The organism is Streptomyces sp. NPDC040610, assembly GCF_055594065.1.
This window is the reverse complement of record NZ_JBVIXA010000005.1, coordinates 351,561-371,091: the sequence shown is the minus strand read 5'-3', so window position 1 is coordinate 371,091 and position 19,531 is coordinate 351,561. Positions and strand designations below refer to the sequence as shown.

The following is a 19,531-nucleotide window of genomic DNA, read 5'->3' as shown; positions in this document are numbered from 1 at the left end:
CCCGCGTCGGAACCGTTCCGCCGCCAGGGCGCTCTTTACTCGTACTGGACCAGACGACGTACTTGGAGCAGCTCGTGACAACGCCGGACATAGCAGCGCAGCAGCCTCAGCCCCGTCGCCGTCGGCGGGTGCTGCTGGCGACAGCCGCGCTCGCGGCCGTCGGCGCGCTGACCCTCTCGGCCTGCGGCGGTGACGGCGACGCCAAGGGCGACAAGAAGTCCGACACGTCCAAGGACGCGTCCGGCGCGCGCATCGCCATCTCGTCCAAGGACGGCGCGACCGACGCCTCCATCAACGCCACCGGCGTGAAGGTCAAGGACGGCAAGCTCACGACCGTCAAGATGACGGACGTGGCCTCCGGCGCGGCCGTCGAGGGCTCCATATCCGCCGACGGCGGCACCTGGAAGCCGAAGGCGCAGCTGGAGCGCGGCACCAAGTACAAGGTCACCGCGAACGCCAAGGACTCCGACGGTCGCCCGGCCACGGAGAACGCCACGTTCACGACGGTGTCGAACGCCAACAGCTTCATCGGCACGTACACGCCCGACGGCGGCACCAAGGTCGGCGCGGGCATGCCGGTCTCCTTCACGTTCGACAAGGCGATCACCGACAAGAAGGCCGTGCAGTCGCACATCACGGTCAGCTCCAGCAGCGGCCAGAAGGTCGTCGGCCACTGGTTCGGCAACCAGCGCCTGGACTTCCGCCCGCAGGAGTACTGGAAGGCCGGCTCCAAGGTCACGATGAAGATCGAGCTGGACGGCGTGAAGGGCGCGGCGAACGCGACCGGCGTGCAGGACAAGACGGTCACCTTCACCGTCGGCCGCTCCCAGGTCTCCACCGTCGACGTGAAGGCGCGGACCATGACGGTCGAGCGCGACGGCAAGGTCATCAAGACCATCCCGATCTCCGCGGGCAGCCCCCAGAACCCCACGTACAACGGGCAGATGGTGATCTCGGAGAAGTTCACACAGACGCGGATGAACGGTTCGACCGTCGGCTTCGGTGGTGAGTACGACATCAAGGACGTACCGCACGCCATGCGTCTTTCGACGTCCGGCACCTTCATCCACGGCAACTACTGGAGCTCCCCCTCCATCTTCGGCAGCGCCAACACCAGCCATGGCTGCGTCGGCCTCCGGGACGTCCAGGGCGCCCAGGGCGACACCGTCGCCAAGTGGTTCTACGACAACTCCCTCGTCGGCGACGTCGTGACGGTCAAGGGCTCGCCGGACAAGACCATCGCCCCGGACAACGGCCTGAACGGCTGGAACATGTCCTGGAGCCAGTGGACGGCGGGCAGCGCCACCTGACCGGAAGGTGCCTGAAGGCACCGAAGGGGCCTGAAAGGCCCACAGCGCGGGGCGCGTTCAGTGCCCCGCAAGAGCGCACAAGGTGCCCTTCGGGCGCCAACGGAACGAGCCGCACGGGAACTTGCCGTGCGGCTCGATCGTTTTCCCGTTCCCGGACATGATGTCGGACCCAGGGGCTACGGTATGCACGCACAAGGTGACATGCAGCAACGCCGGAAGCATCCGGGAGTATCCGTGAGCGTTCCGTACGAGACAGCGTACGAACCACCCGAGTCGCCCGAGCCAGCCTCCCCCGAGGAGCACCTCGAGCGACTGCTCAGCCGCGCCCTGAACTCCTTCGACCTGCCGGACGAGGTCGTGCGGCGCCTCGAGCGGGCGTTGGCGTACGACAGTTCACTGCACTCCGCGCACCACAGCGCGGGCCTGCACCGCGAGACCTTCCGCCACACCTGGCTGCTCGCCGACGGCCAGGCGCTCACCCTCTGGGAGTTGGCGCACAACACGGGTCCCGGCAGCCACGCGCAGTACGAGCTGTATCTGGACGAGGAGGAGGCGGGGGTCGCGACCGCCCGGCTTCCGCTCCCACCGGACACCCCCGCGGGCGACCTGCCCGTCCTGCTCCAGGCGCCCCCGCCGCCCGAGCCCCGGCACACGTACGTCCCGGACGACTCCGCCGACCACGCCCGCAGGTTACTGCGCCGCGCGGAGAACCCGGCGGGCGCGGACCGCCCCGGCGACGACATGGCCCGCCTGCTGCGCTCGGCGTTCGCCCACCAGATCACCCAGGCCTTCGGCCGCACCGGCGAGCCCCGGCTCGGCTTCTCGCTGTACGAGCACGCGTTCCTGCTGTTCGACGGCTCCGAGATCAGCCTCTGGGAGGTCGAGCACACGGCGACGGCCGACGGCCGGCACATGTGCGAGGTGTACACCAGCGAGCGCGCGGCACGGTCGGCGATGGCGCGCCGGGCGCGGGCGTATCCGGCGACCAGGTCCCGCTAGTCCGGCCAGGACCGCAGGACCCGCCGAACGCCCTTGGTCGTTACGGCCGACCCCGGCCGAACTGACGTATCAGACCGGCGAACGCGGCGCGCTCGTCCGGGGTCAACTCGACGGACTCCGCGCGCGGCGGCCCCGACTGGACCGGGAGCGAACCCAGCGAGGGGCTGCCGCCGGTCGCTGGTTCCGCCGCGCGGCGGCGCTGCACATGCAGGAACGTGACGGCCCAGATGGCAGTCAGCGCGGCGAGCAGGACCATGCCTGTCTGCTGAACGATCGATGCACCCTGGAACATGCCGCTCAGTAGACAACAGCGGCCGGATCTACAACAGAGGCATTAATGGGCCTTTGGTCCTGAAGTGACGCATCTCGCACATCACGGCTCACTACGGCTCACTCGTCTCGTTCCGTTTTGTCCGTTCCTCCGGGGGCACTTCACGCTCTCCGGTGAGGAAACCAGCCATCCGGATGCAGATCGCGGGCAGTTCGGGGGCCTCACGGGCCCAGTCCTCGGTGTCGACGCCCGCGAGCACGCTGCTGGCCCACAGGGTCGCGAGCAGCCGGGCGGCGAGGTCCGCGCTCGCGGGACCGGCGTCGGGGGCGCGCCGGCCGATGACCTCGGTGGCGTGCTCGATCAGATCCGGTTCGAGGATCCAGCGGATGCCCGTGCCGGTCTCGATGAGGAAGCCGGAGTAGACCGCGAGGAAGACGCGCGCCGCCTCGGTGTCGGTCTCGAGCTCGGCCTGTGCCTGCTCGGTGAGCTGGCCGACCATGGAGAGCAGGCTTGTGAGGTGACTCTGCTGAAGGTGGCTCACGTTGGCCCCCGCCAGGTGCCCGTACCCGGGTTCGAACCGCAGTACCAGCAGTATGCCCACGCGCGGGGCGTCCGGGAACGTGTGAAGGGCACGCCGGTGTCGACGCGCCCTTCACACCCCGCTCGTACGCCGCGCCCTCAGGCGGCCACCGGCACCCGGGCCTCGTCCGCCGCCGCGGCGGCCGTGCCGCCGTCACCGGCCGGGTCCGCCGTGCCGCGCGCCCCCTTCAGGAGGACGACCACGACGGTCGACACGCAGACACCCGCCGCGACGGCGACCAGGTACAGCAGCGGCTGCCCGATCAGCGGGACCACGAAGACTCCGCCGTGCGGGGCGCGCAGGGTGCAGCCGAAGGCCATCGACAGGGCGCCGGTGACCGCGCCGCCCGCCATCGACGCGGGGATGACCCGCAGCGGGTCGGCGGCCGCGAACGGAATCGCGCCCTCCGTGATGAAGGAGGCGCCGAGGAACCAGGCCGCCTTGCCGTTCTCCCGCTCGGTCCTGGTGAAGAGCCGCCCCCGTACGGTGGTCGCGAGGGCCATCGCGAGGGGCGGGACCATGCCCGCCGCCATCACCGCGGCCATGACCTTCAGGGAGCCGTCCGTCGGGTGGGTGAGGCCGCCGATCGCGAAGGCGTACGCGACCTTGTTGAGCGGGCCGCCGAGGTCGAAGCACATCATCAGGCCGAGGACGACGCCGAGAATGATCGCGTTGGCGCCGCTCAGGCCCTCCAGCCAGTCCGTCAACGCGCTCTGCAGCGAGGCGATGGGCTTGCCGACGACGAGGAACATCAGGAAGCCGACGACCGCCGCGGAGATCAGCGGGATCACCACGACCGGCATGATGCCGCGCAGTACGGGCGGGATGCGGACCCGTTGGATACCGAGGACCACCCCGCCCGCGAGCAGGCCCGCGGCCAGGCCGCCGAGGAAGCCCGCGTCGATGGTGACGGCCACCGAGCCGCCGACGAAGCCGGGGACCAGGCCCGGGCGGTCGGCCATGCCGTACGCGATGTAGCCCGCGAGGACCGGGACCAGGAAGGCGAAGGCGAGGCCGCCGATCTGGAAGAGGAGGGCCGCCCAGCTGGTGTGGTCCGTCCAGATGAAGTGGTCCGCCACGGACGGGGCCTTGTCGATCTTCCAGCCGCCGATGGCGAAGCCCAGGGCTATGAGGAGGCCTCCGGCCGCCACGAAGGGGACCATGTAGCTGACGCCCGACATCAGCCACTTGCGGAGCTTGGTGGCGTAGCTGTCGCCGCTGTCCCCCGCGTTGTCGACCGGGGTCGGGTTCGCCGAGGTCGTGACCTCGCCTCGGGCCGCCTTCTCCCTTGCCTCCGCGATGAGTTCGGCGGGGCGGTTGATGGCCGCCTTCACTCCAACGTCGACGGTGGGCTTGCCCGCGAAGCGGGTCTTGTCCCGTACGGGGACGTCGTGGGCGAAGACGACCGCGTCGGCGGCCTCGATCGTCTCGGGGGTGAGGCGGGTGAAGCCCGCGGAGCCCTGGGTCTCGACGGTGATCTCTATGCCCTCGGCGCGGGCCGCGTTCTCCAGGGATTCGGCTGCCATGTACGTGTGGGCGATGCCCGTGGGGCAGGAGGTGACCGCCACGATTCTGAACGTCGGGGCAGGCTTCTCTGCGTTGGAGTCGGGCTCAGCGGAACCGGGGGCTGTGCCCACCCGTTCCGCCCCAGCGGAACCGCTGCCCTCAGCGGTAGCGGCAGCAGCCAAGGCGCCGCCTGCGTCACCGGCCGCAGCGGTGGGTTCCTCGCCTCGGATCAACGTCGCCGCCGACTCCGCGTCGGGCGCGGCGCGCAGCGCGTCCGTGAACTCCGCGTTCATCAGCTGACGGGCCAGCGACGACAGGATCGTCAGGTGGGCGTCGTCCGCGCCCGCGGGGGCCGCGATGAGGAAGATGAGGTCGGCCGGGCCGTCGGGGGCGCCGAAGTCGATGCCGGTGGTGGAGCGGCCGAAAGCGAGGGTCGGTTCGGTGACGTGGGCGCTGCGGCAGTGCGGGATGCCGATGCCGCCGTCGAGGCCCGTCGGCATCTGGGCCTCGCGGGCCGCCACGTCGGCGAGGAAGCCGTCGAGGTCGGTCACGCGGCCGAGGGTCACCATGCGGGTGGCGAGGGCGCGGGCCGCCGCCTCCTTGGTGTCGGCGGACCGGTCGAGTTCGAGGTCGACCAGGTCCGCGGTGATCATTTCGCTGCTCATCGCGGGCTCCTTCGCACGCGTATCCCTCGGGGGCGGGGATGAGGGCGGGGGACGAGGGTGAGGGGTGGGGTCAGGGGGCGGGTTCCGTCAGGGCGCGGTCCAGGGGGACTTCGGACGTGACCGTGACGGTGTCCGGGGACAGGTCGGACGGGGTGGGCATGGCGCTGCCGGGGAGTTGGACGGCGGCGGCGCCGTGGGCCACGGCCGAGGCGAGGGCGGCGGGGCCGGAGCCGCCCGCGATCAGGAAGCCGGCCAGGGAGCTGTCGCCCGCGCCGACGTTGCTGCGTACGACGTCGACGTGGGCGGATCCGAAGTACGTGCCGGAGTCGTCGACGAGGAGTTGGCCGTCCGCGCCGAGGCTGGCGAGGACGGCGCGGGCGCCGCGTTCGCGCAGTTCCTCGGCGGCCTTGACGGCGTCGCCGACGGTGGCGAGGGGGCGGCCGACGGCTCCGGCGAGCTCCTCGGCGTTGGGCTTGACGACGTCGGGGCGCTCGGCGAGCGCGGCGAGGAGGGCGGGGCCCGAGGTGTCGAGGGCGATCCGGGCCCCGGCGGCGTGGCAGCGGGCGACCAGGTCGGCGTACCAGGAGGGGGCGAGGCCGCGCGGGAGGCTGCCGCAGCAGGCGATCCAGTCGGCTCCCGGTGACTTCTCCCCGATGGCGGCGAGCAGCGACTCGCGCTCGGCGGGGGTGAGTTCGGGGCCGGGCGCGTTGATTTTGGTGAGGGTGCCGTCCGGTTCGGCGACGGAGATGTTCGAGCGGGTCTGGCCGGATACGTCGACGGGGGCGACCTCGATGCCCTGCTCGTCCAGGAGCCTGGCGACGAGGGCGCCGGGGGCGCCGCCGAGCGGGAGGACGGCGAGGGTGCGGACGCCCGCTGCGGCGACGGCGCGGGAGACGTTCACGCCCTTGCCGCCGGGGTCCATGCGCTCGCCGGTGGCGCGGATGACCTCGCCGCGGTCGAGGGCGGGGACCTCGTAGGTGCGGTCGAGGGAGGGGTTGGGGGTGACGGTGAGGATCATGTGGGCGGTGCTTTCTACTGCTGCGGCGCCTTCTGCTGCGGCGGTGCCTTCTACTGCTGCGGTGGCGGCCGCTTCGCGTTGCACGGCCTCGTGAGCTGCTGCTTCGCGGGTCGTCATGCGCGTACGACCTCCGTGCCCGCCTTCTCGATCGCCGCGGCCTCGGCCGCGGGCAGGCCCGTGTCCGTGATGAGCAGGTCCACGTCGGCGAGGTCGCCGAAGCGGGCGAAGTGCTCCTGGCCGTGCTTGCCGGAGTCGGCGAGGAGGACCACGCGGCGGGCCGCGGCGACGGCGGCGCGCTTCACGGCGGCCTCGGCCAGGTCGGGGGTGGTCAGGCCGTGGGCGGTGGAGAAGCCGTTCGCGGCGAGGAAGAGGACGTCGGCGCGGATCTCGCCGTAGGCGCGCAGGGACCAGGCGTCCACGGCCGCCCGCGTGCGGTGCCTGACGCGGCCGCCGACCAGGTGGAGCTGGATGCCGGGGTGGTCGGCCAGGCGGGCCGCCGTGGGGAGGCTGTGCGTGACGGCCGTCAGCTCCGCCTCCAGTGGGAGGGCCGCGGCCAGGCGGGCCACCGTGGAGCCCGCGTCGAGGATGACGCTGCCTTCGGCGGGGAGTTCGGCGAGGGCCGCGTGGGCGATGCGGTCCTTCTCGTCCGCGGCCGTGCTCTCGCGTTCCGCGAGGTCGGGTTCGAAGTCCAGTCGGCCTGCCGGGATGGCGCCGCCGTGCACGCGGCGCAGCAGGCCCGCGCGGTCCAGGGCCTTCAGGTCGCGGCGGATGGTCTCCGCGGTGACCTGGAACTCGGCGGCGAGGGAGAGGACGTCGACGCGGCCTCCCTCGCGGGCGAGGCGCAGGATCTCCTGCTGGCGCTCTGGGCCGTACATGGCTGGGGGCCTCCTGCTTTTGCCCGATTGTGTGGGTTCTCTTGGAGAGTACGACCTCGACCTCTGGAAGTAAACATGAACGGGCACGCAGTGGACATGTTCGGGCTTTGGCCCTGGTGCGGGTGGGACCGAGGTCCCAGAACACGGCGCAGGGCCCCGGCCACCGAGAGGTGGCCGGGGCCCTGCGCCGTGTGGAGCTGTGGGGTCAGTGCGTCAGCGCCGCCTCGCGGGGCTCCGGCGTCTTCGACACCGGGGTGTCCGTCGGGTCGTCGGACGAGTCCGAGCCCTCGATGTGCTGCTTGGGGTGCTTCGGGAGGGTCAGCATCAGGAGGAAGATGGCGACGAGGACCGCCACGACCCACCACAGCGCGTGCTGGAAGCCGTTGATGAACTCGGCCGGGATCCGGTCCGGGGTGACCTTCTCGTCGATGACGCCGTAGAAGACGACGGACACCAGGCCGAGGCCGAACGCGTTGCCCATCTGCTGGACGGTGTTGAGGAGGCCGGACGCCGAACCGGCGTGCTCACGCGGCACCTCGGAGAGGATCGCGTCCGTCAGGGGCGCCACGATCAGGCCCATGCCGAGGCCCATGACGACCAGCGGAAGCGCCATCTGCCAGGACGCGATCCCGGCGCCGTACCGGTCGGCCTCCCAGATGTAGATGAGGACACCCGCGGCCATGGTCAGCGCACCGGCCTGAAGGACCTTGCGGCCGAAGCGGGGCACGAGCACCTGCACGGAGAGACCGGCCGCGGCGGACACCGCGATGGAGAAGGGCACGCCCGTCACACCGGCGCGCAGCGCGCTCCAGCCGAGGCCGACCTGCATGTACATCGTCCAGACCAGGAAGAAGATGCCGAGCGAGACACCGAAGACGGTCTGCACGGCGATGCCACCGGCGAAGCTCTTCACCTTGAACAGCGACAGCTCGATGAGCGGCGAACCGTCCTTCGTGCTCTTGTGCCTCTCGTACGCCACGAGGGCGCCGAAGACGACGAGCGCGCCCGCCATCATCACGTACCCCCACACCGGCCAGTCCAGCTCGCGGCCGCGCGTCAGCGGGTAGAGCAGCATCAGCGCGCCCGCCGTGACCAGGACGACGCCGACCAGGTCCAGCTTGAGGGCCTTGGGGGCCTTGGACTCCTCGATGAACTTGCGGCCGAGGATCAGGCCCGCGATGCCGACGGGGAGGTTGATGAGGAAGATCGGGCGCCATTCGAGGCCGAAGAGGTTCCACTCCGTCAGGAGCGCGCCGAGCAGCGGCCCGGAGACCGCGCCGAGGCCGACGACCATGCCGAACAGGCCGAAGACCTTGCCGCGCTCGTGCGCCGGGAAGGTGGCGTGCACGATCGAGAGGACCTGCGGCACCATCAGGGCGGCCATCGCGCCCTGCAGGATCCTGGACGCCACCAGCATGTCCGGGTTGGCGGCGAAGCCGCAGAGCGCGGAGGCGACGGTGAAGCCGGTGATGCCGACGAGGAATATCTTCTTGCGGCCGTAGATGTCGCCGAGCCGCCCGCCGGTGATCAGGCCCGCGCCGAGCGCGAGCGCGTACCCCGCGGTGATCCACTGGATGTGGCTGAACGAGGCTCCCTCGTCCCGCTGGATGGACGGGATCGCGATGTTCACGATCGTCACGTCGACCAGGTCCATGAAGGCGGCCGTCATGACGATCGCGAGGGCGAACCAGCGGCGCCGGTCCGTCGGGGACCCCGCTGCCGTGGGCTGGTGCCCCGCTGACGTAGAGGTGCTGCTGGAAGAAGTCATGCCGTAAGGCTAGGGGTCATATAGGTCAGGTCACGTCCTAGATATACGGGATCCTGGGCTCAGGTTCGGCACGGATCCGGGACCACGGCGTACGGGAGGCCCCTCATGAGTACGGACACACCGGCACGGCTGCTCCAACTGCTTTCCCTGTTGCAGACCCCGCGCGAGTGGCCGGGCGGTGAGCTGGCCGACCGGCTCAGCGTCAGCCGGCGCACGGTGCGGCGGGACGTCGACCGGCTGCGGGAGCTGGGGTATCCGGTGCAGGCGACGCACGGCGCGAGCGGGGGCTACCGGCTTGTCGCGGGGAAGGCGATGCCGCCGCTCGTCCTCGACGACGAGGAGGCGGTGGCCATCGCGGTGGGGCTGCGGGCCGGGGCCGGGCACGCCGTGGACGGCGTCGAGGAGGCGTCGGTGCGGGCGCTCGCCAAGCTGGAGCAGGTGCTGCCGTCGCGGCTGCGGCACCGGGTGTCCGCGCTCGGGGCCGCGACGATGTCGCTCGCCACCGGGGACGGTGTGCGGATCGCGCCGGAGACGCTGACGGTGATGGCGTCGGCGACGGCCGCGCACGAGCAGCTGCGGTTCGCGTACGAGGCGAAGGACGGGACGCCGTCGCGGCGCCTGACGGAGCCGCACCGGCTCGTGTCCACGGGGCGGCGCTGGTACCTGGTCGCGTACGACCTGGAGCGGCAGGACTGGCGGACGTTCCGGGTGGACCGGGTGTCGGAGCCGTTCGCCACGGGGGTGCGGTTCACCGAGCGGATGCTGCCGGGTGGGAGCGCGGACGCCTATGTGCGGCGCAGTGTCCTCGCGCGGCCGCAGGAGAGGACGGCGTACGAGGTGGATGTGGAGTTCCACGCCCCGCCGGACCGGGTGGGCGGGCGGCTGCCCGCCTCCCTGGGCGAGTTGGTCGCCTTCGGCACCGACCGCTGCCGCCTGCGGGGGACGGTGACCGAGCCCGTGGAGTGGGTGGCGGCGCGGCTCATCTGGGTCGAGTGCGAATTTCGCGTGCGCGGGCCGGAGGAACTGGTCGTGCGGGTGCGTGACTTGGGGACCCGCCTGGCGCGTGCGTCCGGTGCGGCCTAGCGTCTCGTTCGGCTTTCCGCCGGGGGGGTGGTGCCCCGCGCTCCGCGCGGGGTTTTCTCCACCTACCCGTTCACCCCCGGACGGAAGCGCGACGTCGCGGCGACCGCCGTCCCACCCTGAGGATTCCTCGCGGCTCTCCGCCACCGAGACGTACTTCCCCAGCCCCTCTCTCTGGGGCCGCCATCTCAGCCCGTCCGGCGACGATTTCAGCCCGTCCGGCGCTTGAGGACGAGGCGCGCAGCGCCGATATCGGTGACGGGCACCGCCGGAAACGCACCGCCGCAGACCGGGGCCCAGGGGGACGAACCCCCTGCTCGCCCGGCCGGCCTCAGGCCGCCGCGTCGAAGCCCGTGTCCCGCGCCAACTTCTTCAGCTCCAGCAGCGCGTGCTTCTCTATCTGCCGAATCCGCTCACGTGTGAGCCCGTGCTCCTTGCCGACCTCCGTCAGCGTCCGCTCGCGGCCGTCCACGATGCCGTACCTCATCTTGATGATGGAGGCCGTGCGCTGGTCGAGGCGGCCGATGAGGTCGTCCAGCTCCTCGCTGCGCAGCAGGGTGAGGACGGACTGCTCGGGGGAGACGGCGGAGGTGTCCTCCAGGAGGTCGCCGAACTGGGTGTCGCCCTCGTCGTCCACCGACATGTTCAGTGAGACGGGGTCGCGGGCCCAGTCGAGAACGTCGACCACGCGCTCGGGCGTGGACGCCAGCTCGGCGGCGATCTCCGCGGGCTCCGGCTCCCGGCCGTTCTCGCGGTTGAACTCGCGCTGCACGCGGCGGATCCGGCCCAGCTCCTCGACCAGGTGCACGGGCAGCCGGATGGTGCGCGACTGGTCGGCTATGGAGCGCGTGATGGCCTGGCGGATCCACCAGGTCGCGTACGTGGAGAACTTGAAGCCCTTGGCGTAGTCGAACTTCTCTACCGCGCGGACCAGGCCCGCGTTGCCCTCCTGGATCAGGTCGAGCAGGGGCAGGCCGCTGCGCGGATAGCGGCGGGCGACGGCCACGACCAGGCGGAGGTTCGACCGGATGAAGACGTCCTTGGCGCGCTCGCCGTCGGCGACGAGGGCTTCGAGCTCCTCGCGCGAGGCGGACACGGCGGACGCCTCGATCCCGTCGGCGTCGCGGCCCACCACACCGTCCAGTATCTGCCGGGCATAGACGCCCGCCTCGATGATCTGGGACAGCTCGACCTCCTTGGCGGCGTCGAGCAGGGGGGTGCGTGCGATCTCGTCGAGGTACATGCCGACCAGGTCGCGGTCGGCGATCTCGCCGCCTACGGCGCGAACACTGCGTGCCGCGTCGGTCCCGCCGGTGGCGGCGGACTTACGACGGGCGACGGCACGGGTTGCCATGCGTGCTCCCTTGCGTGGTTGTCACTGGTCGGTCCGTCATGGACCGGTGGCCCTGATGGTCCGGGCCCGGGGGCCGGGCCTGTGGTGGACGGCACACCTTCCCAGGTGCTCTGCATCCGATGGAAACAACGACTGGAATCCGGACAGAATTCCCAAGCCGCGCACCCGTTTTTGTGATCATGCAGTACCCTGTGCCGCCACAGCGGGTGGGCGATTGCCGTCGGAACGTACAGAGGTGCAGGTCAGACCGGGATCCGAGGCCGATCTCGAAGCTCGCGCCGACATCCACAACCACTCTGTACGTGAGACCGCCGTCACATGTGACACAGGCTCTTTCTTGCCTGAGTCTCGCCTGAGTCCTGCCCGAGTCTCGCCGGGGTCCTGCCGGGGTCCCACCGGAAGAGGGCCGCCTTTGGCCGTCCTCCCACCCAGAAGACGGCCCGCGTCGCCCGATGGTTGCCCAGCGGGACAAATCCGGCATTCCCGGGTACGTGACCTCCGGCACCCACGAGCCGGTACGCGAGGCCGCTCGGACCCAGGACCAGGCCCAGGGGACTAGTACCCCAGACCGTTACGGTCACCCACAGGCGCGCCTTAGCGTGCGGCCATGACCGACACCAGCGGAATCAGCCACACCGGCGGGACCGACGCCCCCGGCACGATCAGCGACAGCGGCATCCTCGACGAGGCCCTGCAGCGCCTGCACGCCTCCGGCCCCGAGCGGCTCGGGCGGCTCACCAACCACGGACCGATGGCCGTCGAGGCCCTGGTGCGAGGCGGGCAGGGCCGCTCCGTGCACCGCTGGCTCGACTACTACCGCGCCAAGCTGGAGGACATGCCCGCGCCCGACACCCGGGTCACCGACGCCAACTGGCGCACGGCCCTGGGCGACCCGCGGCGCGCCGCCGACTGGATCGGCTACTTCGAGCGCGCCCTCGCCGAGCGGCCCTGGCGCGAGGTGCTCGCCGACTGGTGGCCGGTGTTCCTTCCGGGCATCGCGGGCGGCTCCACGCACCCGGTGATCCGCGTCGGCCACGCCGTGCGCACCCTCCTCGGCCCCGGCGGCGAGACCGCGCCCCGCGTCGCCGAGCTGGCCCACGGCCTCGGCTACTGGGCCGCCCGGCACACCCCGCTGCCCCCGCGCACGCCCGTCGCCCTGCCGCCGTCGGCCGGGGCGGCGGCCGCGCTCGCCGCGGTGGAGCGCGTCCCCGTGCAGGACGGCAGCCTCCCGGACCGCTTCGCCCAGCTCACGACGGTCCCGGTGTGGCCCGCGAGCACGAATGACCCCGAAGCTGCCCGCGCCCGCCTCACCGACCTCGTCACCGCCGCCGTCCACCGCTTCGCCTCCCACGGCCACGGCGAGCCGATCATGCTGGTGCACGCCGCGACCGCCCCCAACGCCGTCCTGCGCACCCTGCCCGCGCTCCCCCGCGAGCTGTGGCCCGCCTCCCTGGACGCGGCCTGGGCGGCGAGCGCGGCGGTGACCGCGGCGTACTCGCCGGCCACCCCGGAGACGTACCGAGAAGCCGACGCGGAAGCGGGCCGCAGCACCTTCGACGAGGTCTTCGCGCGGGCCGCGGCGCACGGCGACGACCACACGATCAAGTTCGCGGACACCGCCCTGGACGTGGGCGACCGTCTGGCGCGGGCCGCGGCGCTGCGGGGCGTGGAGCTCAACCCGCCCGCCCTCTGAACGAGTTGACGCGCCCCGCTCCGGGGGACTCGGAGGGCACGAATCCGTGGGCCCGGAGGACACCACTCCGAGGGACACAGAAAGGCCTCGTACAGTGGGATACATGGACACGCCATCCACCGCGACCGCAGACGCCGTAGACGCCGCGGACGCCACCGTGCCGCGCTGGCTCGACGACGAGGAACAGCGCACCTGGCTGGCGTATGTGCACGCCTCCACGCTCCTGGAGGACTTCCTCGACCGGCAGCTCCAGCGCGACGCGGGCATGCCGCACGTCTACTACGGCCTGCTGGTGCAGCTGTCCGCCGCGCCCCGGCGACGGCTGCGCATGACCGAGCTGGCGAAGAGCTCGAAGATCACCCGGTCCCGGCTCTCGCACGCGGTGGCGCGCCTGGAGAAGAGCGGCTGGGTGCGGCGCGAGGACTGCGCCACGGACAAGCGCGGGCAGTTCGCGATCCTCACGGACGAGGGGTTCGAGGTGCTGCGCCAGACCGCGCCGGGGCATGTGCACGCGGTGCGCCAGGCCCTCTTCGACCGGCTGAGCCCCCAACAGCAGAAGTCCCTCGGCGAGATCATGAGGATCGTCGCCGAGGGACTTCAGCCCAAGGACGTGGGGGCGGACCTGCCCTGGCTCCGCTAGGAGCGCCGGGCAGGTCCGGCCCGCCGTGTCACACGGGTCGTACGGGTCGTCAGTGCGCCACGACCGGGATCTTCACCGCGTCCTCGACGCCCTCGCCATCGCCGGAGGCCGCCGCGGAGCCGTCGTCGGCACCGGTGTTGACCAGGACGAAGGCGATCGCCGACGCCGCCACGAGGATGCCGACCGCCCACCAGATGGCGGACGTGTAGCCCTCCACCATCGACTGGGCCGCGAGCAGCTTCTGCGCCGCCGGGGTGGTGGCGGAGGCCGCGTGGTCGGTGAGGTACGCGGTGGTCGCGGAGGCCGCGATGGTGTTCAGCAGGGCCGTGCCGATGGCGCCGCCGACCTGCTGCGAGGTGTTGACCATCGCGGAGGCGACACCGGCGTCACGCGGCTCGACACCGTGCGTGGCGAGGGACATGGCGGGCATGAACGCCGTACCCATGCCGAGACCCAGCATCAGCTGCGCGGGCAGGATCAGACCGGCGTACGAGGTGTCGACCTCCAGCTGCGTCAGGAGCAGCATGCCGACCGCGGCGAGCAGGAAGCCCGGAGCCATCAGCAGGCGCGGCGCGACGCGGGTCATCAGACGGGTGCCGATCTGCGTCGAACCCACGATCATGCCGAAGATCATCGGCAGGAACGCGAAGCCGGTCTTGACCGGCGAGTAGCCCTGGACGATCTGCAGGTAGTACGTGAGGAACAGGAACAGGCCGAACATCGCGATGATCGCGAGGCCGAGCGAGAGGTAGACACCGCCGCGGTTGCGCTCGGTCAGGACGCGCAGCGGAAGCAGCGGCGACTTGACCTTCGCCTCGGTGACGACGAACGCGGCGAGCAGCACGACGGAGGCGACGAACATCGTCACGGTCACGGCGTCGGACCAGCCGTCGGACTCGGCGCGGGTGAAGCCGTAGACCAGCGCGACCAGACCGAGGGTGGACAGGACCACGCCGGGGATGTCGAGCGGCGAGCGGTTGCGGCCCTCGGAGGGCTCACGGATCACGAAGTACGCACCGGCGGCGGCGATGATCGCGAACGGGATGTTCACGAAGAACGTCCAGCGCCAGTTCAGGTACTCGGTGAGGAAGCCGCCGAGGATCAGGCCGACGGCGCCACCGCCACCGGCGATCGCACCGTAGATGCCGAACGCCTTGGCGCGCTCCTTGGCCTCGGTGAACATCACCGCGAGCAGCGAGAGGGCGGCGGGCGCGAGCAGCGCGCCGAACACACCCTGGAGCGCGCGGGCGCCGAGCATCATGGCCTCGCCGGTCGCGGCGCCGCCGAGGGCGGAGGCCGCGGCGAAGCCGATGAGGCCGGTCACGAAGGTGCGCTTACGGCCCCACAGGTCGGCGATGCGGCCGCCGAACAGGAGCAGACCACCGAAGGCGAGGGCGTAAGCGGTGATGACCCACTGCTTGTTGCCCTCGGATATGCCGAGGTCCTCCTGGGCGGACGGCAGCGCGATGTTCACGATGGTCGCGTCCAGGACGACCATCAGCTGCGCCAGGGCGATGAAGACGAGCGCCTTCCAGCGCATCGGGTCGGGAGCGGGTGGGGTGACGGGTGATTGAGACATGGGTGGGTCCACCTAGGAAGACAAAGAGGTGAGTACGGGGTAAACGAGACACCTGAGGGGCCTGCGAGCGCATGGGCCCCTGGTCGTGAGGTCGGGTCCTACTTTTGACCCAGGCCCTCCTCGCTGTCTCGCGGCTGCCGCGGCCGCGAACTGTCGAGATCGCGACGCAGCTCCTCCAACGTCGCGGCGTGCCCCGGGAGTTCGGAGCGCGCCGGTGCCATCAGGCCGTCCAGGAACAGCTGCAGATGACGGTGGACGAACTGGTCGAAGTCCACCAGGCAGCCGGCGCCGGGCAGCGGCCTGGTCAGTTGGGAGAGGGCGACCATCAGATCTCCGACAGCGATGTCGGTACGCAGCTGCCCGACGGCGCGGGCCCGCGCCATCAGCCCTTCGACGGCGTCTTCGAGCCGGATGCGGGCGGCGTGCAGATCGGGGTGGTCGGGGTCGATGGCCTCGGACAGGATCGGGCAGAGGGCGCCGATGCGCTCGTCCACCGCGGCGTGGACGAAGGCCCGCAGCGCCTCGAAGGCGGCCCCGGGGTCGGCCTCGGCGGCCGCGATGGCGTCGTCGGCCTGGGCCGTGACGCGGTCGGTGACCGACAGGACGACGTGGTGCACGAGTTCGCCGCGGTCGGGGAAGTGACGGTAGACCGTGGCGTTGCCGACGCCGGCGCGGCGCGCGATCTCGTCGAGGGGCACGTCGGGGCCCTGTTCGACGAACATCTCGCGGGCGGCGGTGACGATCCGCTCCCGGTTGCGCAGGGCGTCGGCCCGCGGACGGGATACACGGCGCTGCGCGACGGTGGCGGTTTCCACGGCGAACACTCCTCTAAGCGGTCAAAGGCCTCAGGTTCGCAGGGCCCGCGGTGGCGGGTCCAACGATTTTCCCGGTGGGAGAACTGAGGTGTGCGATCCGGGGAGTGGATCCCCGTTTCGCACGGACACCGGTCTAAACGGGGAAACGATCCCCGCTTATTTCCCGCCTTTCATGTGACCTGCGCCACACTCTTCCTGGCCTGGTGCGCCCCCTCACCCCCGCCACCGCCCGCACCCCCACCCGCGACCCTCCCAATGGCCCAAACCCCCGCCGCGGCCGCCCCGCACACCCCCTCCCACCGGCAGAAACCCACGATCGGTCGCGCTCAGCGAGCGCCCGCGCACACCCCGGCACAGGGTGAGCGAACAGGGTGCAGCCAGGACCGGCGGCTGCCGCGGAGTGGAGGGCCCACGCATGCAGCAGCCGACCCCGAAGCCGATAGCCCGCCCCCGCCCGCGCACCCGGTCGGCCGGGACGGCCCGGGCGGCCCGACGGGTCCCCCCGCGCACGGCGGCCCTCGCCGGGCTCACTGCCCTCGCCCTCGCGGTCACCGCGTCGGCGAGCACCGGGCGGCTGATGGCGGAGGCGCCCTCGGCCGCGGGGTCCACGGCGCAGGCGCGGCCGAGCGCCCTCGGCCCGTGCATGATCAGCGGGGACCTCGGGGTGCAGATGCCGGAGGGCATCCCCACGGGCCCCGGCTACGCCCGCTCCACCGGCACGGTGCGCGCCCTGAACCTGATGGTCGACTTCTCCGACGCCCCCGGCGAGGGCTCCGCGCTCGACCGGCTCGGCGAGTTCTTCCCGCAGACCACGGACTGGTTCCGCACCAGCTCCTACGGCCGCGTGGACTACCGCGCGGAGGCGCCCGTCCAGGACTGGCTGCGGATGCCGAAGCCCTTCAAGAAGTACGGGATAGAGCGCGGCGCCCCCTTCGACCCCGGCTACCGGGAGCTGGTCGACGACATCGTGGCCGCGGCCGACCCGGACGTGGACTTCTCGCAGTACGACCTGGTGAACATCCTCGTCACCCCGAACGCGGGCCCCTCCGCCCTCGACACCGTCCTGTCGGTGACGTTCGCGGGCAACCACGAGGCACCCGTCGCCGACGGCGTGCCGGTCTCCAACGCGTCCTTCGTCTACAGCCGCCAGGACGACGGCTCCGGCAGCTACGACCAGACCGGCTACCGCGTCCTGCCGCACGAGAACGGCCACGTCTTCGGCCTGCCCGACCTCTACACGCAGGACGGCGGGGGCTCGGTCGGCCACTGGGACATCATGAGCGAGGACTGGGGCGCCAACAACGACCTCCTGGCCTGGCACAAGTGGAAGCTGGGCTGGCTCGACGACACCCAGGTGAACTGCGCCGCGTCCCCCGGCACCACGGAACACCTGCTCAGCCCCCTGGCCGGGCCCGGCGGCACGAAGCTCGCCTTCATCCCCCTCACCAAGAAGACCGGCTACGCCGTGGAGGTCCGCACCCAGGCGGGCAACGACGAGGCCGTCTGCCGCCCCGGCGTCCTCATCTACCGCGTCGACGCCGACGTCGACACCGGCCGCGGCCCGGTCACCGTCTCCGACTCCACCCGCGACAGCGGCGGCTGCACCCGCAGCCCCAACGTCCACGCCGAACTCTCGGACGCGCCGTACATCCCCGGCGAAACGTTCCGGGACCGGGACGCGGGAGTGCGGGTGACCGTCGCGGGGGCGGATCTGGAGGGGAACTATCGGGTGCACATCACGCGCGGCGACCGCTGAGAGAGCCATCACTGGGACAACTCGGCGGGATACTTCGCCGCAGGCCTCACGCCGCCACGGCCCCCGGCACCGTCTCCCGTACCTGCCGTAGGAAAGCCGCGTTGCTGGGTGTTCGCCGGATGTGGTCGAGGAGGGCTTCGAGGCCGCTGTCGTCGCGGGCGCGGAGGGCGCGGCGCAGTCCGCGCAGGGCGGTCAACTCCGTCGCCGGTACGAGGAGTTCCTCGCGGCGGGTGCCGGACGGTGTGACGTCGACGGCCGGGAAGACGCGGCGGTCGGCGAGCCTGCGGTCCAGGCGCAGCTCCATGTTGCCCGTGGACTTGAGTTCTTCGAAGTAGTAGTCGTCGGCGCGGGAGCCGGTTTCGACGAGGGCGGTGGCGAGGATGGTGAGGGAGCCGCCTTCCTCGGCGAGGCGGGCGGCGCCGAAGAGGCGCTTGGGGCCCTGGACGGAGCCCGCGTCGACGCCGCCGCTGAGGGTGCGGCCGCCGGACGCGGCGGAGTTGTTGTAGGCGCGGCACAGCCGGGTCAGGGAGTCGAAGAGCATCACGACGTCGCGGCCCTCCTCGACGAGCCGCTTGGCGCGTTCGACGGCGAGTTCGGCGAGGGCGATGTGGGTTTTCGGGGCCTTGTCGAAGGTGGACGCGAGCACTTCGCCGCGTACGGAGCGCCGCATCTCGGTGACCTCCTCGGGGCGTTCGTCGAGGAGGACGACCATGAGGTGGCACTCGGGGTGGTTCTCCGCGACGGCGGCGGCGAGCTGCTGGAGCAGGACGGTCTTGCCGGTGCGCGGCGGCGCGACGATCAGGCCGCGCTGGCCCTTGCCGACGGGCGCGACGAGGTCGACGACGCGGGTCGCGACGGAGCCGCGGGTGCCGCCCACGCTGTCGGGGCCGCCGGGCAGCTCCAGGCGCAGCCGCTCGCGCGGGTGCAGCGGGGTGAGGTCGGCGAACTTGCGGCGGGCGCCGGGCGCTTGGGGCGCGCGGCCGTTCACGCGGGCGACGTCGGTGAGCACGCGCGGCTTCTCGCCGCAGGTGCCCTCGACGAAGTCGCCGGTGCGCAGGCCGAATCGGCGGATGAGGGCGGCCGGGACGAGCACGTCGTCCGGGCCGGGGAGGCAACCGGCGGCGCGCAGGTGCCCGTTGGGGGCACCGCGACCGGCGTTGCCGCGGCCGGTGCCGTTGCGGTCGGCGCCGTTGCGGTCGGCTGCGGTGCGGGCGATGTCCAGGACACCGCTGTGGAGGATCTGGCTGGTCATGAGTGTGGGTCCTTTCGCGGACATGCGAATGAGGGGGCCCGCGCGGCGGAGAGTTCACGCCTGGTACGACGGGCGGATCGGCGGGAGCGCGGCCGACGGAACGCGGACCACGAGCGAGCCGTGAAGTGGAACGAGAACCCCGTACGGCGTGGAGCCGACGGGATCGAGCAGGGGGTGCCGAGTGGAGATGGGTGGAGGTGCGCCGTCAGACACGGACACCCGAGAACAGCCGTGAAGCACTGACACCCGAGAACAAGCTGCACCCCGAACGGGGAAGAGAAGCACCGGCGCCCAGAGGGGGCGTACACACGTGCTCTCCGCACCGTAGCACACCGACGGCGCTCACGGCGCAATCCGCTGGGGATCTTGA

Annotated in this window: 16 protein-coding genes; 6 read left to right on the top strand and 10 right to left on the bottom strand. The window is 71.7% G+C overall.

Going from position 1 to position 19,531, the window contains the following annotated elements; translation table 11 throughout:
• Positions 1-74 precede the first annotated feature (74 nt).
• Both ACZ6AA_RS20405 and ACZ6AA_RS20400 read left to right on the top strand, forming a co-directional pair.
• Positions 75-1,310: a L,D-transpeptidase gene (locus ACZ6AA_RS20405; RefSeq protein WP_468462197.1), complete on the top strand. Its 1,236-nt coding sequence runs from the start codon at positions 75-77 to the stop codon at positions 1,308-1,310.
• A 234-nt stretch (positions 1,311-1,544) separates the two neighbouring features.
• A complete protein-coding gene (locus ACZ6AA_RS20400) occupies positions 1,545-2,309 on the top strand; it encodes a DUF6227 family protein (RefSeq protein WP_468462199.1) in 765 nt (254 codons plus the stop codon).
• A gap of 40 nt (positions 2,310-2,349) precedes the next feature.
• Here the strand turns inward: ACZ6AA_RS20400 and ACZ6AA_RS20395 are convergent, their stop codons facing one another.
• From ACZ6AA_RS20395 to ACZ6AA_RS20370, 6 genes are all read right to left on the bottom strand, one after another.
• Positions 2,350-2,601 carry a hypothetical protein gene (locus ACZ6AA_RS20395; RefSeq protein ID WP_468482566.1) on the bottom strand — a complete coding sequence of 84 codons (252 nt, stop codon included), beginning with the start codon at positions 2,599-2,601 and terminating at the stop codon, positions 2,350-2,352.
• Positions 2,602-2,692: 91 nt separating this feature from the next.
• Positions 2,693-3,181, bottom strand: coding sequence for a hypothetical protein (locus tag ACZ6AA_RS20390; protein WP_468482567.1), 489 nt, complete (start codon positions 3,179-3,181; stop codon positions 2,693-2,695).
• Between the two features lie 77 nt (positions 3,182-3,258).
• Entirely contained in the window at positions 3,259-5,331 is a 2,073-nt protein-coding gene (locus tag ACZ6AA_RS20385; protein WP_468462205.1) for a PTS fructose transporter subunit IIABC, read from the bottom strand.
• A gap of 70 nt (positions 5,332-5,401) precedes the next feature.
• Positions 5,402-6,349 (bottom strand): 1-phosphofructokinase, encoded by a 948-nt coding sequence (gene pfkB, locus ACZ6AA_RS20380; protein ID WP_468462217.1) that lies wholly within the window; start codon positions 6,347-6,349, stop codon positions 5,402-5,404.
• Between the two features lie 113 nt (positions 6,350-6,462).
• Positions 6,463-7,224, bottom strand: coding sequence for a DeoR/GlpR family DNA-binding transcription regulator (locus tag ACZ6AA_RS20375; RefSeq protein ID WP_468462207.1), 762 nt, complete (start codon positions 7,222-7,224; stop codon positions 6,463-6,465).
• A gap of 205 nt (positions 7,225-7,429) precedes the next feature.
• Positions 7,430-8,992, bottom strand: a complete 1,563-nt coding sequence (locus tag ACZ6AA_RS20370) for an MFS transporter (protein ID WP_468457008.1) — start codon at positions 8,990-8,992, stop codon at positions 7,430-7,432.
• A 105-nt stretch (positions 8,993-9,097) separates the two neighbouring features.
• Between ACZ6AA_RS20370 and ACZ6AA_RS20365 the strand changes: the two genes are divergently transcribed.
• Complete coding sequence (locus ACZ6AA_RS20365; RefSeq protein WP_471459293.1) at positions 9,098-10,075, top strand: helix-turn-helix transcriptional regulator; 978 nt, start codon at positions 9,098-9,100, stop codon at positions 10,073-10,075.
• A 328-nt stretch (positions 10,076-10,403) separates the two neighbouring features.
• Here the strand turns inward: ACZ6AA_RS20365 and ACZ6AA_RS20360 are convergent, their stop codons facing one another.
• Positions 10,404-11,426 carry a sigma-70 family RNA polymerase sigma factor gene (locus ACZ6AA_RS20360; RefSeq protein WP_468457011.1) on the bottom strand — a complete coding sequence of 341 codons (1,023 nt, stop codon included), beginning with the start codon at positions 11,424-11,426 and terminating at the stop codon, positions 10,404-10,406.
• Between the two features lie 607 nt (positions 11,427-12,033).
• Here ACZ6AA_RS20360 and ACZ6AA_RS20355 point away from each other — a divergent pair.
• Positions 12,034-13,119 (top strand): questin oxidase family protein, encoded by a 1,086-nt coding sequence (locus ACZ6AA_RS20355; protein WP_471459291.1) that lies wholly within the window; start codon positions 12,034-12,036, stop codon positions 13,117-13,119.
• A 103-nt stretch (positions 13,120-13,222) separates the two neighbouring features.
• Positions 13,223-13,759 carry a MarR family winged helix-turn-helix transcriptional regulator gene (locus tag ACZ6AA_RS20350; RefSeq protein ID WP_468457015.1) on the top strand — a complete coding sequence of 179 codons (537 nt, stop codon included), beginning with the start codon at positions 13,223-13,225 and terminating at the stop codon, positions 13,757-13,759.
• Between the two features lie 49 nt (positions 13,760-13,808).
• Here ACZ6AA_RS20350 and ACZ6AA_RS20345 read toward each other — a convergent pair whose 3' ends face one another.
• The gene (locus ACZ6AA_RS20345) at positions 13,809-15,338 is read right to left on the bottom strand and encodes an MFS transporter (RefSeq protein ID WP_468457017.1); all 1,530 of its coding nucleotides are present in this window, start codon (positions 15,336-15,338) and stop codon (positions 13,809-13,811) included.
• A gap of 98 nt (positions 15,339-15,436) precedes the next feature.
• Positions 15,437-16,153, bottom strand: a complete 717-nt coding sequence (locus ACZ6AA_RS20340) for a TetR/AcrR family transcriptional regulator (protein WP_468482569.1) — start codon at positions 16,151-16,153, stop codon at positions 15,437-15,439.
• A 415-nt stretch (positions 16,154-16,568) separates the two neighbouring features.
• Here ACZ6AA_RS20340 and ACZ6AA_RS20335 point away from each other — a divergent pair, with 415 nt between their 5' ends.
• Positions 16,569-17,909: a M6 family metalloprotease domain-containing protein gene (locus ACZ6AA_RS20335; RefSeq protein WP_471459289.1), complete on the top strand. Its 1,341-nt coding sequence runs from the start codon at positions 16,569-16,571 to the stop codon at positions 17,907-17,909.
• Between the two features lie 46 nt (positions 17,910-17,955).
• Here ACZ6AA_RS20335 and rho read toward each other — a convergent pair whose 3' ends face one another.
• Entirely contained in the window at positions 17,956-19,161 is a 1,206-nt protein-coding gene (gene rho / locus ACZ6AA_RS20330) for a transcription termination factor Rho (RefSeq protein ID WP_471459287.1), read from the bottom strand.
• Positions 19,162-19,531: the final 370 nt, after the last annotated feature.